This window comes from Rheinheimera soli (genome assembly GCF_031457405.1).
Taxonomy (GTDB): domain Bacteria; phylum Pseudomonadota; class Gammaproteobacteria; order Enterobacterales; family Alteromonadaceae; genus Pararheinheimera; species Pararheinheimera soli_A.
Window position 1 is genome coordinate 41501 of record NZ_JAVDWR010000002.1, and the last position, 16494, is coordinate 57994.

Here is a 16494-nt window from a genome sequence, read left to right on the forward strand (position 1 = left end):
AGCCATCCTGACACTCCATTGTATAAGTGATTAACATCAAAGAAACATCAGCTTAAACCAGCTGAAGCAGAAAAGGAATGCAAAGGCGGGATAGTCAAAGAACTGCCGCGACTCAGTGCCGCGGCCTGAACAGAGTATTAGGTGTTACGTTGTTTCAGCTCTTCTCTTAAAGCTTTTAACTCTTGTTGAATGTCAGCCAGTTGCTGATGCATCAGTTGTTGTTCGGCCTGCTCAGCTTTTTTATCTTCAGCCCGCTCCGCCGCATGTTCCTGATCGGTAAAGGTTTGCATGGTATTGACGATAATGGCGATAAAAAGATTCAGCATAGTAAAAGTGGCGATTAAGATAAAAGGCACAAAAAAGGCCCAGGCATAAGGGAACTGCTCCATCACAGGGCGGGAAATACCCATAGACCAGCTTTCTAATGTCATCACCTGAAACAGTGTGTAGAAGGAAGCGCCAATAGAGCCAAACCACTCTGGGAAAGCAGCACTAAACAGCTTGGTCGCAATAACGGCAAAAACGTAATAAATCAGTACCAGCACCATAGCAATCGAGCCTAAACCAGGTAAAGAGCCCAGCAGAGCTGAAACCACACGGCGCATTGAAGGTACGATCGACAATAAACGCAATACCCGCAGCACCCTTAACGCCCGTAGTACGGAGAACTGACCTGTCGCTGGCATCAAAGCTATAGCCACTACGGCGAAATCAAACAAACTCCAGGAGTCTTTAAAAAAACGCAAGCGGTAGGCAAAGATACGCAGCAGCAGTTCGATGACAAAAATCGCCAGCAAAATTTTATCTGCCAGCAGTATCACTGAGCCAAAATCCTGCATCAGTGAAGCCGAGGTTTCCAGACCTAATAAAATAGCGTTGATTAAAATCAGCACTAAAATACCGTGATTAAACCAGGATGTCTCGACCAACTGCAGCACTTTTTGTTGCATATTTTGTGGTTTCATTTTTCTCTCATGACTGGAGCGACTAAAAAAATTTGCCGCATTGTAGCTGCGTTACCATGAACTTGGTAGCTGTCCTTAAACCGGCGTCACAGAGTTGTCAAAGGAATGGCTTTTAGCGCTGGCCTGTATCTTGCTTTGGTACTACTTGAGTCAAAGAGGGTAAGGAATAGAGGACATAGTGTATGAAGCTGGATAACAGCAATCTTTTTGAAACATTAAGCCAAATACGCTCAAATCAGTATTCAGCTTTGTATACAGCTGTGGCCAAATCTGAACCTCAATCTGCCACCGGAACAGTGGAAAAACCAGCAGAGGGTAGTGCTGAGCAAACTGCACAAAGCAAAACTTTAGCTTTTGACCATATGAGCCGTAAGCAATTATCTGACTGGCTGAGCAAGGGGCTGGACAGCGGAAAAATTCCGGCAGAGCAGGAGCAGGCGTTTCGGGTATTGTTGTATTCAGGCAAAACCGAAAGTTCAGATGAGCAAGCCTCTACGGATAACCAGGCTATGGATTTTACTGCAAAAGCCAAAGATGCTTTAAGTAGCGCAGTACAGCGCAATGATAAAAGCTCTATTCTGTTTTGGGCCAATGCGATGGCGACTATGAATCAGTTTCAGGGCAAAGAAAAATAAGGCAGCAGCTACTGCCTTATCAGTTTTCTATTCAAAGGGCGACAATAAAGTCCGCAGTGCAGGGCGTAAAGCCAGCAAGATGGTGTCTTTTTGCAGCTCCGGGTATAAAGTCCGGCGCATCGCCAGGCCACCTATCATGGCAAAAATCACATTGATGCGGGCATCCAGCTCTTTGTCTGTGGCATCTTTCACCAGACTGCGTTCCGCTGTCAGTAGACGTCTCATTCGGTCTCTGGCATGGGTGTCAGATTGTTGCATCAAAAAGGCGACTTTTTGATTGCGGGCGGCTTCTGCCAGCATTTCCAGGTCCAGTGCATTCTTCTCTTTATCTGTATGGCGTTCAACGCCTTGATCCGCACCATCGAGCATAGTGGTTAACAGATCGCCTGGGTGGTCTTCAAACTGCTGAAATATAGAAAACATTTCTTCCATATTTTGCTGAATAATAGCTTCGATAATGGCTTCTTTGCTGTCGAAATAATTGTAAATATGACCAGCACTCATCCCTGCAGTTTTTGAGATCTCAGCCATGCCAGCACCATGGTAACCTTTACGACGGAAGCAATCTGCCGCCGCGGTCAGGACCTGGTTTCTGCGTGCTTCTGCTAAGGCCGGATCTGTATGTCGTTTTTGTTTTTCTGTCATAGGGCACTCCAACGCCGGGCTTTCAGGCCCGGCGACTGCTTGTTATTCCACAGGACTGGTGTTGCTCTGCCAACCACCGCCGAGCACTTTATACAAACTAATCTGGCTGGCAAGCAAAGCTTGTTGGCCGCTGATCAGTTGTTGTTGTGCGCTGTACCAGGAACGCTGAGCGTCCAGCACCTGCAAATAGCTGTCAACACCTTGCTTAAAGCGCGCTTCGGACAAGGTAAAACTTTGTTGGTTACTGTTCGCTAAGTCTTGCTGCGCCCGCAGCTGAGCTGCATAGCCTTCACGATCCGCTAAAGCATCAGAGACTTCACGAAAGGCCTGCTGAATTTTTTGCTGATAAGTCACTAAAGCTACTTGCTGCTGTGTTTCTGCCACATTCAGGTTGGCCTGGGTGCGGCCCATGTTAAAGATGGGCAGGTGAACAGATGGCATAAAACTCCAGCTGCCTGAGCCGCCTTTAAACAGATTATCCAGTTCACTTGAGGCTGAACCCGCATTAGCGGTTAAGCTGATGCTGGGGAAAAAGGCTGCTTTGGCGATGCCTATATTGGCATTGGCTGCCAATAAATCATGTTCTGCTGCTTTCAGATCCGGTCTTTGCTGCAATAAATCCGAAGGTAAACCTGCTGGTAATTCAGGCAACTGCACTACTTTGCTCAGCGGCTGATCCGGCAGCAGGTCTGCAGACACTTGTGCGCCTGTCAGCAGATCCAAAGCGTTTTTGTCGCGCTGCAGTAAACGCTGATAACGAGCTATATCCACTTTGGCTGTGGCTACAGTGCTTTTCACTTGCTGCAGTGTTAAGGCTGAAGCTGCACCTAAGTGGTAGCTTTGTTCTGTCAGTTCCAGAGTTTTTTGTTGGCTATGTAAAGTATGGGTTGCCAGCTCCAACAACTGCTGATCGGCAGCGTAGCTCAGCCAGGCATTGGCTAATTCTGCCACCAGACTGATCTGGCTGCTTAATTGGGCCTGCTCTGTTGCATACAACTGCTGCAAGGCTTGTTCTGACTGATTACGCACTTTGCCCCAGAAATCCAGCTCGTAGGAGGTAATGCCCACAGTAGCGCTGTATTGCTGATTAATTTGGGCACTGCCTGTGCCTGTTAAATCTGCAGGTAAACGCTGGCGTGTGCCTGAAGCATTTAAATTCAGCGCCGGATACAAAGCTGAGTCTTCAATCTGATACAAAGCCCGGACCCGTTGCACATTTAAGGCCGCGATTTGCAAGTCTTTATTCTGAGTAAGACTGAGCTCTATCAGTTGCTGTAGCTTGGGGTTGCTGAAAAACTGCTGCCAATGCAGTTGTGAAGCAGCAGTACCAACCCCTTGTGCAACTGACGCGTAAGCATCAGGCACAGGGAGTTCAATGGCTTGTTGCTCCGGCGCCAGCTGGCAGGCGCTTAATACCAGCAGGGCCAGACTGCTTAAACTTAAGGCTTTTACATTCATACTGTTTTCTCCTGTGCTTCTTTTTGTGTGCCAGGAAAAATCCGGCGTACTAACACAAAAAACATTGGCACAAATACCACCACCAGCACAGACGAAGCTAAAGTACCGCCTATCACTGAAATACCAAGGGCGTTCTGAGCACCAGAGCCAGCACTGGAGGCAATAGCCAGAGGTAATACACCACAGATAAAGGCCATAGAGGTCATAATGATAGGGCGCAGACGTAAACGCACAGCTTCAATAGCAGCTTCAACCAAACCTAAGCCCTGATCCATACGGTGGATAGCAAACTCCACTATTAAAATGGCGTTTTTAGAGGCTAACCCTATAGTGGTTAACAAACCCACCTGCAGATAGATATCGTTTGATAAACCGGCCAGCAGCGCAGCCAATGCAGCACCAAATACACCTAAAGGCACTATCATCATTACAGCTGCAGGCACAGACCAGCTTTCATACAAAGCAGCTAAACAAAGGAATACCACTAATAATGACAAGGCATAAAGTAAAGGTGCCTGACCACCACTTAAGCGTTCTTCATAAGAGATACCTGTCCACTCGTAGGCAAAACCCGGAGGTAACTGTTTAGCCAGTTGCTCCATCTCGTCCATGGCCTGACCTGTACTGTAACCAGGTGCCGCAGCGCCCTGAATTTCCATAGAAGAGAAACCGTTGTACCGCTCCAGACGGGGAGAGCCATAAGTCCAGTGTGAACTGGCAAAGGCAGAGAAGGGCACCATATCACCATTGTTATTACGCACATACCATTTGGTTAAATCTTCAGGCACCATACGGCTGTCTGCTGAACCTTGTAAAAACACTTTTTTCACCCGGCCTCTGTCAATAAAATCATTGACGTAGCTGCTACCCCATGCGGTGGACAAGGTGCTGTTGATCGAAGCCTGACTGACTCCTAAGGCTTCAGCTTTGGCTAAATCTATATCCAGTTTCAACTCTGGCATATCTTCCTGACCATTAGGGCGCACACCAGCAAGCACAGGGCTTTGTGCCGCCATGCCTAACAGCTGATTACGGGCGGCCAACAATTGCTCATGACCTAAGCCTGCTCTGTCCTGTAAATGCAGGTTAAAGCCGTTGGCAGTACCCAGTTCGACTACGGCTGGTGGCGGGAATGCAAAGACAAAAGCTTCTTTAATAGTAGAGAAATAGCCCATGGCTTTGCCAGCGACAGCACCTACAGATAAACCATCACCCTGACGTTCATCCCAGTGTTTTAAATTAACAAAACCTAAGGCTGCATTCTGACCAGAGCCAGCAAAGCTGAAGCCTGTGACGGTAAAGATAGACTTCACTGCTTCACCCTGGTCCTGCAGGAAATGGTTTTCCATTTTCTCTACTACTTTCAGAGTTTGTTCTGTAGTAGAACCTGCTGGCAGCACCACCTGATTAAACAAAATACCCTGATCTTCGTCCGGTAAAAAAGCCGAAGGCAACTGGCTAAAAATGTACACCATGCCGCCAAAAATCAGCGCATAACATAACAGGTAGCGTTTGCTTTGCTGGATCATACGGCTGACAAAGTTTTGCGTGCCTTTGTTGGTTTTATCAAAACCACGGTTAAAACCAGAGAAAAATTTCCCTAAGACAGAGCTGTCGTCATGCACATGGCTTGGCTTTAATAAAGTGGCACACAAGGCTGGTGTCAGAATTAAAGCCACCAATACAGACAGGCCCATTGCAGAGACCAAAGTGATAGAGAACTGACGGTAAATCACCCCAGTAGAGCCACCAAAAAATGCCATAGGAACAAAGACCGCTGACAACACCATGGCGATACCTACTAAAGCACCTTTGATTTCATCCATGGATTTACGGGTGGCTTCAAGCGCAGATAAACCCTCTTCGGTCATCACCCGTTCGACGTTTTCAACGACCACTATGGCGTCATCGACCAATAAGCCTATCGCCAGAACCATAGCAAACATAGTCAGGGTATTAATGGAATAACCAAAGGCCGATAAGATGGCAAAAGTACCCAGCAATACCACAGGCACAGCGATGGTCGGAATTAAGGTAGCGCGGAAGTTTTGCAGGAACAGATACATCACCACAAAGACCAAAACCACAGCCTCAATTAAGGTATGTACTACTTTTTCAATCGACAACGAAACAAAAGGTGTGGTGTCGTAGGGCACCACAGCTTTTAAGCCAGCGGGGAAAAAGGGTTCCAGATCGGCAAGGGCTTGTTTCACTCCAGCTGCAGTATCGAGCGCATTCGCACCACTGGCCAGTTTTACACCAATACCAGAGGCGGGTTTACCGTTAAAGCGGGCTACAACCCCATAGTTTTCGCCACCTAATTCCACTTTGGCTACATCAGCTAAGCGCACCACAGAGCCGTCGCTGTTGGTTTTCACCAATATGTCGCGGAACTGTTCCGGAGTTTGCAAACGGCTTTGTGCTGTGACTGTGGCATTTAATTGCTGGCCTTCAATAGCAGGCATGCCGCCTAATTGTCCGGCAGACACCTGAGCATTTTGTGCACTGATAGCGGCGCTGATATCGGCTGTCGTCAGTTTATAGTTTTGCAGTTTGGCCGGGTCTAACCAGATACGCATCGCATACTGAGAACCAAACAGCTGAACTTCACCCACACCGTTGACTCGCGATACTATGTCCTGCACGTTAGACGCAACATAATCGCCTATGTCGATGTTCGTCATGCTGCCATCTTCGGAGACAAAACCTGCCACTAACAGGAAGTTACGTGCAGACTTGGCCACAGATACACCCTGGCGCTGCACTTCCTGCGGTAACAGCGGAGTGGCCAGAGCCAGTTTATTTTGCACCTGTACCTGAGCTATATCCGGATCGGTATCGGCGCTGAAGGTTAAGGTTAAAGAGACTGAACCATTGGACTCAGAAGTAGATGACATATACATCAGGCCATCTAAGCCTTTCATTTTTTGTTCTATCACCTGAGTGACAGTGTCTTCCAGCGTACGGGCCGAAGCACCAGGATAACTGGCACTGACACTGATAGCTGGCGGTGCTATGGATGGATACTGTGCTATAGGCAAAGACTGGATGGCTAATACACCAGCCAGCATCACCACTATGGCCAAGACCCAGGCAAAAATCGGCCTGTCGATAAAAAATCGTGACATTCAAATTCTCCGTTGGCGTTACTGCGGGCTGGCTTGAGTGGCTGACTCGGCAGGAACTGCCTGAACTGGCGCACCAGGGCGTATTTTCTGTAAGCCTTCAATAATCAGTTGATCGCCTTCATTTAAGCCACTGCTGACCAGCCAGTCAGAACCTATAGTGCGGTTCGCCTGTAAAATACGGGCTTCGACTTTGCCTTCTTTGCTAACCACCATGGCGGTGGCTTCACCTTTGCTGTTACGGCTGATACCACGTTGTGGTGCCAGAATAGCCCTGGCTTTCACGCCTTCCACTACTTCGGCCCGCACATACATGCCAGGCAGTAATAACTTTTCAGGGTTAGGGAATTGTGCTCTTAAGGTGACAGAACCAGTACCCGGCTCCACAGTCACTTCTGAAAATTGCAAAGTACCTTTATGTGGGTACACAGAACCGTCTTCCATTTTCAGTTCAACTACAGTCTGAATAGCTGCATCTGAACCTAAATCACCAGAGGCCAGAGCTTTTTTCAATTGCAGCATCTCGTTGCTGGATTGTGTTAGGTCGACATAAATAGGATCCAGCACAGTCACTGTCGCCAAAGCTGTACTTTGACTGGCACTGACTAAAGCGCCGGCTGTTACGGCAGATTTGCTGATTTGGCCATCAATAGGGGAAAGCACTTTGCTGTAATTTACATTGATCTGAGCAGTTTTTAACTGAGCCTGAGCTGTCAGTAAATCGGCCTGAGCTTGTTTATAGCTGGCGTCCGCTTCATCAAACTCTTGCTGACTGACGGCTTTAATTTTTAACAATTCGGTATAACGACCGGCTTTGGCTTTGCTGCTGGCGGTGCTGGCCTGAGCTCGTGCCACTGCAGCTTTAGCGCTGGAAAGCTGCGCTTCAAAAGTCGCAGGGTCAATCTGATACAAAGCCTGACCGGCTTTGACTTCACTGCCTTCGGTAAATAAACGTTGCAGCACTATGCCGTTCACCTGAGGGCGAATTTCAGCAATTTGTGAGGCGGCAACACGGCCTGGCAATTCTTTAGTCAGGGTGACGGCCTGACTTTTTAGCGTGACGACACCAACAGGCACGGCCTGTGCAGCAGGGGCTACTGGGTGTGCAGCCTGACCACAACCGGCCAAAGCAACAGAGCCCGCCAGGGCTGTCAGGGCAAAAAATACAATGCGGGAATGCTGCATCTTTAAAATCTCCATTTAGAGTGAACGTTCATTCTAAGTTGTTTTTCTCTGGTTTGCCAGCTCACTTTGTCGCCGTTTTGCAGGTTTTGGTCGTGAAAAGTGCATTGCAGTGCAGGAAAAACGAGCTTTGTTATTTCAGATCAAGAGACAGCGGGCTTTAGTCTTTTACACTCTGTTTAATTTTGTTGCAGGGGAAATAATGATGGACTTAGCACCACAGCCTTTATGGTCTTCCGAATTAATACAGAAGTATTCGGTGAATGGACCACGTTACACTTCTTACCCTACGGCTTTGTCTTTATTGCCTGATTTCCCGGCCTCTGCGGTACAGGCGGCTTTGGCGGGTTCTGCTGCAGAGTTGTGTTTGTACCTGCATATCCCCTTTTGCCAGCAACTTTGTTATTACTGCGGCTGCAATAAAATAGTCACTCGTCACAGCAGCAAAGCTGATTTGTATCTGTTGGCGCTGGAGCAGGAGATGGGGCTGTATCAGCATTTATTAGCTGACAAAACTATTTCTCAGCTGCATTTAGGCGGTGGCACCCCCACCTTTTTAACGGAAGAACAGTTGTCATTGTTGATGCAACTGTTGCGGCAGCATTTTGTGTTTAAAGCAGATGCTGAGCTATCGGTAGAGATAGACCCACGCAGTTGCACTTTGGATAAACTGGCGCATTTGCGTGAGCTTGGTTTTAGCCGGCTAAGTTTTGGCGTGCAGGATTTCGACGAACAGGTGCAAGTTGCGATTAACAGGGTACAAAGCGAGGAGCTTGTTCGGGTTTTAGTTTTGCATGCCCGTGCTTTGGGATTTAGCTCTATCAATCTGGATTTGGTCTACGGTTTGCCTTATCAGCAAGCCACGCGTTTTTCAGACACTCTGGATAAAGTACTGGAACTGGATCCGGACCGGGTGTCGTTATTCAGTTACGCCCATATGCCGACCCGTTTTGCCGCACAGCGTAAAATTCCAACCCAAAGCCTGCCACAGGCGGAAGATAAATTAGCCTTGCTGCAATTAGCGATAGAACGTTTTAGTCAGGCGGGCTATCAGTGTATTGGTATGGATCATTTCGCTAAAGCCACAGACAAGCTGGCAATAGCGCAGCAGCAAGGCAAATTACAGCGTAATTTTCAGGGTTATACCACAGCAGGACAAGATGCTTTGGTGGGCTTAGGTGTGTCCTCTATCAGTCAGGTGAACGGCGTGATCTGGCAAAATCAGAAAGAGCTGAAACAATACCAGCAGCAATTAGCCTTAGGCCAATGGCCAGTGGATAAAGGATTAAGTTTAACTCAGGACGATAAAATCAGAGCCGCTTTAATCAGCCAGCTGATTTGTCATTTTGAATTGGACATCCCTGCCTTTTGTCAGCGTTTTGGCCTGACAGATTTCTGGGATTATTTCGCTGATGTGTTACCTAAACTTGAACCCTTGCGTATGGATGGCCTGGTCAGTTATTCCAACGACCATATTCAGGTGACAGCAACTGGGCGTTTGCTGGTGCGGGTGGTCTGCGCCTGTTTTGATCGTTATCTGGCGAAGAGTGACAACTTAAGTTATTCCAAAGTGGTTTGATCCAACGCAAAACACTGAACTGAGCAGGCGCTAAGATGCGCCTCTTCTTTTGGCATGATCTGGATTGCGGCTATGAATGCTCCTGAACTTTTATCCCCGGCTGGCAGTTTAAAAGCCATGCGAATGGCTTTTGCTTATGGTGCTGACGCTGTGTATGCAGGTCAGCCGCGTTTTAGCCTGAGGGTGCGTAATAACGAATTTGATCTTGAAACTCTGGCTATTGGCATCTTTGAGGCCCATCAACAGGGAAAAAAATTCTATCTGGTGGTGAATATTGCGCCGCATAACAGCAAGTTGCAGCGTTTTGTTGAGGATATGGCCCCGGCTATAGAACTTGGGCCTGATGCATTGATAGTGTCTGACCCTGGCGTGGTTTATTTATTACGTCAGCATTTCCCTCAGATGCCTTTGCATTTGTCAGTACAAGCCAATACGGTGAACTGGGCTGCTGTCTTGTTCTGGCAGCAACAAGGTATAGAAAGAGTGATCTTATCCCGTGAGCTGGCGCTGGAAGAGATAGCGCAAATCCGCGAAAAAGTACCGGCTATGGAGCTGGAAGTTTTTGTGCATGGTGCGCTTTGTATGGCTTATTCAGGTCGTTGTTTATTATCAGGTTATATCAATAAACGGGACCCTAATCAGGGCGCCTGCACCAATGCCTGCCGTTGGTCTTATCAAAGCCATCAGGCAGAAGAAGATGAAGCAGGGCAGTACAAGCCTGTCGCTTCAGCATTGCCAGATCCAGTGCTGGTGGAAGAGCAAGGCAGGCCGGGTGAGCTGATGTTGCTGGATGAAGATGAACATGGCAGTTATATATTTAACTCCAAAGACTTGCGAGCTGTGCAGCATGTTCAGGCGTTGACCGCTATGGGTGTGCATTCACTAAAAATCGAAGGCCGCACTAAGTCAGCTTATTATGTCGCCCGCACTGCACAAGTGTATCGTCAGGCTATAGATGATGCGATGGCGGGTAAGGCGTTTGACCCTATACTGCTGCAGCAACTGAATGGCATGGCGAATCGTGGTTTTACCGAAGGTTTTTTGCGCCGGCATGTGCCTGCTGATTTACAAAACTATCAAACCAGCCACAGTGAAGGTGAGCAATTGCTGGTGGGCGAATTTAGTGGCGAAATCAATGCTCAGGGCCAGGCTTTAGTGCAGGTCAAAAATCGTTTTACCTTTGACGATCAGTTACTGCTGATGACACCAGCGGGCGTCACGCCTGTGGATGGCGTTTTTTGTGCCGAAGATGGCTGCCAGTTGCTGATTGCGCCAGGGTCTGGTTATCAGGTCTGGTTGCAGCTGCCTGATGGTGTGAGTCCACAACATGCGTTTTTACTGAAACAGCAAAAAGCGAAGCCTGAGCTGACTTGTGGGGAAAAAACATGTCAGTGTGGATAGACGCAGACTGTATTCACTGTGATCTCTGTGCCCCGGAATGTCCGAATACAGCTATTTACAGAGCGGAGCAGCAGTATCAGGTGGATGCAGAACTCTGTACTGAATGTGTGGGTTTTTATAACAAACCTGCTTGTATTGAGGTTTGCCCGCTGGATTGTATTGAATTTGTTTCTGCGTAAAACCACAGGATAAAGATTTTTTTAAATCATTCTTCCCTCCTTTGCAGGTTTTATCACTAAACTATTGAAACAGGGCCACAAGCTTCACTGGGTTGTGGCTGATTTCAGATGAGATGCAGGATGGTGTGAATGATTGACCCTTTTATGTTAGCAGCTATAGAACAAGCCAAAAAAAGTTTAGCTGAAGGGGGGATCCCCATAGGATCTGTGCTGGTGATCAATGGCGAAATTGTAGGCCGTGGCCATAATCAACGGGTGCAAAAAGGCAGTTGTGTTTTGCATGCAGAGATGGATTGTCTGGAAAATGCCGGTCGTTTAACGGCCAAAGACTACCAAAATGCAGTCTTGTATTCCACTTTATCCCCTTGTGATATGTGCAGTGGCACAGTGTTGTTGTATGGTATTCCTAAAGTAGTAGTAGGCGAAAACCGAACTTTTCAGGGACCTGAAGCTTATGTGCAAAGCCGGGGAGTTGAACTGGTGATCCAGGACAATACCGAATGTGTGCAGCTGATGCAGGACTTTATCGCCGCTAAACCAGAACTATGGAATGAAGATATAGGGGAATAACGTGAAGGCATGCTGCGTTATGCTCAGTGTGCTGATGGCCGCGACTCAGGTCTCAGCTCAGGTATCGGCAGGTGAAAACACCAGCTTTGGCTGGCTGTTTTTGGCTGCCGCTGCACTTTGCATTATTCCTGCTGCATTGGCTTTTCTTATTTTTATAGTGCGGGTCAACCGTAAACTCAAAGCTATTGTCATTTCAGGTCAGAGAGCCGCCCTGATGCAGCAAAATCGCAGCAGGGTGCTGGCGATGATTGTTGAACAAGTGCCATTGAAACAGGTGTTGGATGCTCTGGTGGAAGGAGCTGAACAAATGGATCCTTCAGCCAGCTGCACTGTGTTATTACTCGATGAGCAAGGGCTTCTGCATGTCGCTTCGGCACCCCATTTGCCGGATGAATACAACGCCGCCATAGAAGGTTTGGCTGCTGGTTATGGTGTAGGATCCTGTGGTACAGCTGCCTATTCAGGCAAGCGGGTGATAGTGGAAGATGTGCGGGTACATCCTTACTGGCAGCCGTACCAGGCTTTGGTGGAGTTAGCAGGTATCAGTTCCTGCTGGTCTGAACCTATTAAAAACCGTCAGGGGAAAGTGCTGGGCACTTTTGCTATTTATCACAAAGAGGTGACAGTACCCTCAGAGCAGGACTTTCAGCTTATTTGCGAAAGTGCAGCTTTGGCAGAAATTGTGATAGAGCGCAGTAATGCCATTGAAGCGCTTAAACGCAGTGAAGAGCGGCACAGGTTATTAGCGGATCATGCCACTGACGTGATTTGGACTATGGATCTGGGCGGGTATTTTACCTATATCAGCCCTTCAGCGGAAAAACTAACAGGTTATCCGGTGACTGAATTGATGCAACAACAAATGCAGCAATTGGTCACGCCTGAGTCTTATGCTCAGATCAAACTGCAAATGAAAAAAGCCGCAAAAGCATTACTAGAGGGAGAAGCTTATCCGGATTATGTGGGAGAAGTGGAACAGGTATGCAAAGACGGACGCAGAGTCTGGAGTGAAGTGAAAATCTCCGGTATGTATGATAGTGAAGGCAAGTTTGCTGGCATTTTAGGAGTCAGCCGTGATTTAACAGAGCGACGTAAAATAGAAGAACGTATGCGTTATATGGCGCAGCACGATACCTTAACAGGCCTGCCTAACCGAACTTTGTTTGCCGACCGCTTACAAAAAGCCCTGCAGTACGCCATGCGGCACCAAAAATCTCTGGCTTTAATGTTACTCGACTTAAACAAATTTAAACCTGTGAACGATACCCATGGTCATGCAGTGGGTGACTTGTTATTACAGCAAGTGGCAGAACGTTTACAGTGTGCAATCCGCTCCTCCGATACAGTGGCCCGTATCGGAGGGGATGAGTTTATCATTTTGTTGCCGCAGATTGATGAATCTCATCATGGCGCCATGGTGGCCGAAAAAATTCAGCAAGCCATAGCCAGACCTTTTGATATCCACGGTCTGGAAATCCAAATCAGCTGCAGTATAGGCCTGGCCTGTTACCCAGAGGATGGTGAAACTGATCTGGCTTTGAACAAAGTAGCAGATCAGCGTATGTATCAGCAAAAAGCAGAATTAGCCAGTCGATTAGGCACTGCAGATTTTTTTCCTGCGGTGGAATAAATCTTCAGGCTGAACCGTTACCTCTGTGTCAATGGTGACAACAGAGGTAATCAATATGAACACACTTAGCTTTTCTTCATTATCTGCAGCAGTTTTATTGGCATCAGTGTCCGGACTGTGTTTAGCCCAGGCTGATATGGCTGTGACTGCTACTGCAGCAGCCCAGAATGCGAATGTGGCTGTAAGCATGCAGCAGCAAAGTACCATCCAGCCCTCTATAGCGAATGCGACAGTCAGTGCAAACTCTGACAGTTCTGTATCTGCCACTGCGAGGGCACAAAGCAGCTCCAGTCAAAACAGTGCGGAACAACATCAGGAAGAATCCTTACAAAATGCAGCATCACAGACTGTACTGACAGGGGGGATGGTAACTGAGCTAAGTCAATCTGTAGTAGAGCAGCCTGCAGCGGCTCTGACGCAAAGCACAAACATCACTCAACAAAGCTCAGCTGTTGTATCTGCTCTGCTGACCCCACCAGCTGTGACTATGCCTGAACTTCCATCAGCAGACTCTGTTGTACCCGCAGAGCTTCCTGCATTGTCTGATGTGGCGAATAAATCAGCTCAGGCTGCGATCAGCCAAAGCAGCAGCACCCTGGTGCAACAGCAAATCAACACTGAACTGACCAAAGCAGTAGATGACACCATCAAAGCTGAAGTGGTTAATTCGGTGCAATCCAGCCTGACCAGTGCGTTAAATCTGGTTTTATAAGGCCATCAGGCCGGCGTTCTGTCGGCCTTTTTCTGGAGCTTATGTATGAAACCACTGAATTATCTTTTGTGTTTACCGCTGACAAGCATGCTGGGGCTTGCTCCGGCAGGAGCAGCTGAACTGTCAGAACAAACCCAAGTTTCTGGTTATCTGAGTTATGGCCAAAATTACAATTCCAACCTGAAAACGGCAGAACTGGACAATGCGTCTGGTCGTTCTGCTGCGGGTCAGAAACTCGAAGCTCAGCTGGCGTTGCGCTGGAAACCAACTGAACAATGGACACTGGATCTGGGTTACACCCATCAACAAAATCGTTGGCAGGATAATTCAGACTTTAATACCACACTGGGGCTTTGGGCCTTGGACCTGAGTTATCAGGCCAAGTGGCTGACACTGGGCGGCACTGTGCACAAAGCTGACGCCGAATTAGCCAGTGAGGATTTTCTTGGGCTTGAGCAATACAGCTTGTATCTGGCTAAGCTGTGGTTGCAGCGCTATTACGTCAGAATAAGCCTGAATCAGACCGACAAAGATTTTAAGGTGCTGGACGACAGAGATGCAAAACAGCAACAACTGCGCAGTGATCTCTTTGTATTCAGTGCCGATCAGCAAGGCTTTGTGCAACTAGGTTTGGCTTATCAGGACGAGCAGACTCAGTCTGAGTTGTTTGATTTTCGTGGCCCTTTGCTACAACTGAAAGCGTCACAGCAATGGCGTTGGCTTGAGCAGGATCACAAGCTTCAGTTAGGGTGGCAGTGGCAACACAAAGACTATCAGATGGCTGGCGAAGCTGAAAAACGCCAGGACAGGATTAACAGCTGGCAACTGAACTGGCAATGGCAATTGAATCACTATCTGGCGCTGACAACCCAGTTAGAGCATCAGAATTCTGCATCCAACGTACCAACAGCAGACTATTCGCAAAATCTGGCCGGTATGGCACTGCGTTTGTCTTTTTAATGGGAGCCAGGGCGAAGCAGGCCAAAACCATAGACGGTGTCTTTGCCCGGTTCTCCTAAATCCACAGCCTGTTGCTGTAATTGAGTTCTGAGTTGTGTCGCAGTGACACCCGACGCCAGCTGACAGGCGGCAATAGCGGCAACCACAGGAGAAGCCAATGAAGTCCCGGTTTCCAAACCAAAGCCAGCTCCGGCTTTGGCCACAGTAACAGCCACTCCGGGCGCGGCGAATTCAATATAGTCGCCCTGATTCGCCCAGCGATAAATATGCTGGTGCTGATCCACAGCAGTAACTGCAATCACCTGCGGATAAGCGGCCGGATACAAAGGTGCTGCTGCAGGGCCTGCATTACCGGCCGCAGCAATAAGTACCACATTTTTCTTATCCAGAGCCTTAACCGCCTGCTGCAGCAAAGGATGAGCCGGACCTGTCAGGCTCAGATTGATCAATTGCACCTGTTGTGACGCCAGCCAGTTCAGCGCCTCCAATAAATGGACCAGAGTTGCACTTTGCTGATAGGTATTTTGCTGATAAAACACAGCTGCACTAAGTAGCTGCGCCTGTGGTAACAACGCCTTTAAGCCGGGCCCCCGACCCACAAGTAAAGAAGCCACAGCTGTGCCATGCTGATGGCTTTGATCCAAATCAGCGGGTAAAAAGTTTTTACTGATCAATGAATCTGAATGCGTAAAAGCCTGATGCTGCTGATCGACTGCTGAATCCACCATGCCGATACGCACCTGACTCTGGCAGGCACTGTTGGATGGCGCTGCCGTAACTGTATCGGACCTGCCCTGTTGTGGACTGTAAATGCTGTTGCTGGACATCTGCGCTTTGATAGCATCAGGTAGAGAGTGCAGCAATTCAGTTGTTGCTCTGGAGCCAACAGGCAGTTGGATCCGATAAAAAAATAAATCCAGCTCGGGGTAGCTTTGCTGGTCAACTAAGTAAGGGTGCAGCAGAGTTTGTTGTTGCCATTGTTGAGGACTCAGAGCCAAGAGCCACTGACCTTCCACGACCCTTACACCGGGTTCAAGTTCAATCTCACGCCATAACACTTGGTTTTGCTTGTTCACCACAGGCAGACTGGCTGGCAGTTGTACTATGGGATCCAGACTGTGACTTAAGCGCTGACGTAACTCTTCGGTAGCAAGCTTATCCTTGAGAAGCTGTTGTCTGCTTTGGTACAAGACCTGCCGCTCCAAAGTTGTCAGGCGGTCTGTTACGGGCACACCAAGAGGCTGTTCCAGCCTGTCGGTCAAGGGAGTTGAAGGTAAAAGCTGGGCTTGCGATTCCAGTGTCAGCATGGACAGCAGCACAAAAGTCAGTTTCTTTTTCATCTTAGTCTCTTGGGTGGCTTAAAACTATGTACCATAAAAACGTCTGAGCTGAAAAAAAATTCCGGTATTTATGGAATAAATCTAATGGCCGATCCGTCTCCTTTCTAACAGGG

The 16494-nt window shown here is 48.1% G+C and carries 14 protein-coding genes; 8 read left to right on the top strand and 6 right to left on the bottom strand.

Translation table 11 applies throughout. The annotated features are described in order from the left end of the window. Nucleotides 1-137: 137 nt before the first annotated feature. A complete protein-coding gene (locus tag J2W69_RS04940) occupies nucleotides 138-965 on the bottom strand; it encodes an ion transporter (protein ID WP_310275166.1) in 828 nt (275 codons plus the stop codon). Between the two features lie 182 nt (nucleotides 966-1147). On the opposite strand from J2W69_RS04940, the gene J2W69_RS04945 reads away from it, so the two are divergent. Continuing rightward, the gene (locus tag J2W69_RS04945; RefSeq protein WP_310275168.1) at nucleotides 1148-1600 is read left to right on the top strand and encodes a hypothetical protein; all 453 of its coding nucleotides are present in this window, start codon (nucleotides 1148-1150) and stop codon (nucleotides 1598-1600) included. 27 nt (nucleotides 1601-1627) lie between these two features. Here J2W69_RS04945 and J2W69_RS04950 read toward each other — a convergent pair whose 3' ends face one another. The 4 genes from J2W69_RS04950 to J2W69_RS04965 are packed head-to-tail and all read right to left on the bottom strand — an operon-like array spanning nucleotide 1628 to nucleotide 8013. Then, nucleotides 1628-2245 (bottom strand): TetR/AcrR family transcriptional regulator, encoded by a 618-nt coding sequence (locus tag J2W69_RS04950; protein ID WP_310275170.1) that lies wholly within the window; start codon nucleotides 2243-2245, stop codon nucleotides 1628-1630. A gap of 42 nt (nucleotides 2246-2287) precedes the next feature. Then, nucleotides 2288-3703 carry an efflux transporter outer membrane subunit gene (locus J2W69_RS04955; protein ID WP_310275173.1) on the bottom strand — a complete coding sequence of 472 codons (1416 nt, stop codon included), beginning with the start codon at nucleotides 3701-3703 and terminating at the stop codon, nucleotides 2288-2290. Beyond that, nucleotides 3700-6831 (bottom strand): efflux RND transporter permease subunit, encoded by a 3132-nt coding sequence (locus J2W69_RS04960; protein ID WP_310275175.1) that lies wholly within the window; start codon nucleotides 6829-6831, stop codon nucleotides 3700-3702. The genes J2W69_RS04955 and J2W69_RS04960 overlap by 4 nt, the downstream gene beginning before the upstream one ends. An 18-nt stretch (nucleotides 6832-6849) precedes the next feature. Beyond that, the gene (locus J2W69_RS04965) at nucleotides 6850-8013 is read right to left on the bottom strand and encodes an efflux RND transporter periplasmic adaptor subunit (RefSeq protein WP_310275177.1); all 1164 of its coding nucleotides are present in this window, start codon (nucleotides 8011-8013) and stop codon (nucleotides 6850-6852) included. 199 nt (nucleotides 8014-8212) lie between these two features. Between J2W69_RS04965 and hemN the strand changes: the two genes are divergently transcribed. From hemN to J2W69_RS05000, 7 genes are all read left to right on the top strand, one after another. Further along, nucleotides 8213-9589, top strand: coding sequence for an oxygen-independent coproporphyrinogen III oxidase (hemN, locus tag J2W69_RS04970; RefSeq protein WP_310275179.1), 1377 nt, complete (start codon nucleotides 8213-8215; stop codon nucleotides 9587-9589). Between the two features lie 72 nt (nucleotides 9590-9661). Next, nucleotides 9662-10990 (top strand): prephenate-dependent tRNA uridine(34) hydroxylase TrhP, encoded by a 1329-nt coding sequence (gene trhP, locus J2W69_RS04975; protein ID WP_310275181.1) that lies wholly within the window; start codon nucleotides 9662-9664, stop codon nucleotides 10988-10990. Continuing rightward, nucleotides 10975-11169, top strand: coding sequence for a YfhL family 4Fe-4S dicluster ferredoxin (locus tag J2W69_RS04980; protein ID WP_310275183.1), 195 nt, complete (start codon nucleotides 10975-10977; stop codon nucleotides 11167-11169). The genes trhP and J2W69_RS04980 overlap by 16 nt, the downstream gene beginning before the upstream one ends. A gap of 132 nt (nucleotides 11170-11301) precedes the next feature. Beyond that, on the top strand, nucleotides 11302-11739 hold the full coding sequence (locus tag J2W69_RS04985; protein WP_310275761.1) for a nucleoside deaminase: 438 nt from the start codon (nucleotides 11302-11304) through the stop codon (nucleotides 11737-11739). Nucleotides 11740-11758: 19 nt separating this feature from the next. Further along, the gene (locus tag J2W69_RS04990) at nucleotides 11759-13369 is read left to right on the top strand and encodes a sensor domain-containing diguanylate cyclase (protein WP_310275185.1); all 1611 of its coding nucleotides are present in this window, start codon (nucleotides 11759-11761) and stop codon (nucleotides 13367-13369) included. 55 nt (nucleotides 13370-13424) lie between these two features. Continuing rightward, nucleotides 13425-14081 carry a hypothetical protein gene (locus J2W69_RS04995; protein WP_310275188.1) on the top strand — a complete coding sequence of 219 codons (657 nt, stop codon included), beginning with the start codon at nucleotides 13425-13427 and terminating at the stop codon, nucleotides 14079-14081. A gap of 45 nt (nucleotides 14082-14126) precedes the next feature. Next, the gene (locus tag J2W69_RS05000) at nucleotides 14127-15041 is read left to right on the top strand and encodes an outer membrane beta-barrel protein (RefSeq protein ID WP_310275190.1); all 915 of its coding nucleotides are present in this window, start codon (nucleotides 14127-14129) and stop codon (nucleotides 15039-15041) included. Here the strand turns inward: J2W69_RS05000 and J2W69_RS05005 are convergent. Further along, the gene (locus J2W69_RS05005) at nucleotides 15038-16381 is read right to left on the bottom strand and encodes a S8 family serine peptidase (protein WP_310275193.1); all 1344 of its coding nucleotides are present in this window, start codon (nucleotides 16379-16381) and stop codon (nucleotides 15038-15040) included. The genes J2W69_RS05000 and J2W69_RS05005 overlap by 4 nt on opposite strands. Between the last annotated feature and the right edge of the window lie 113 nt (nucleotides 16382-16494).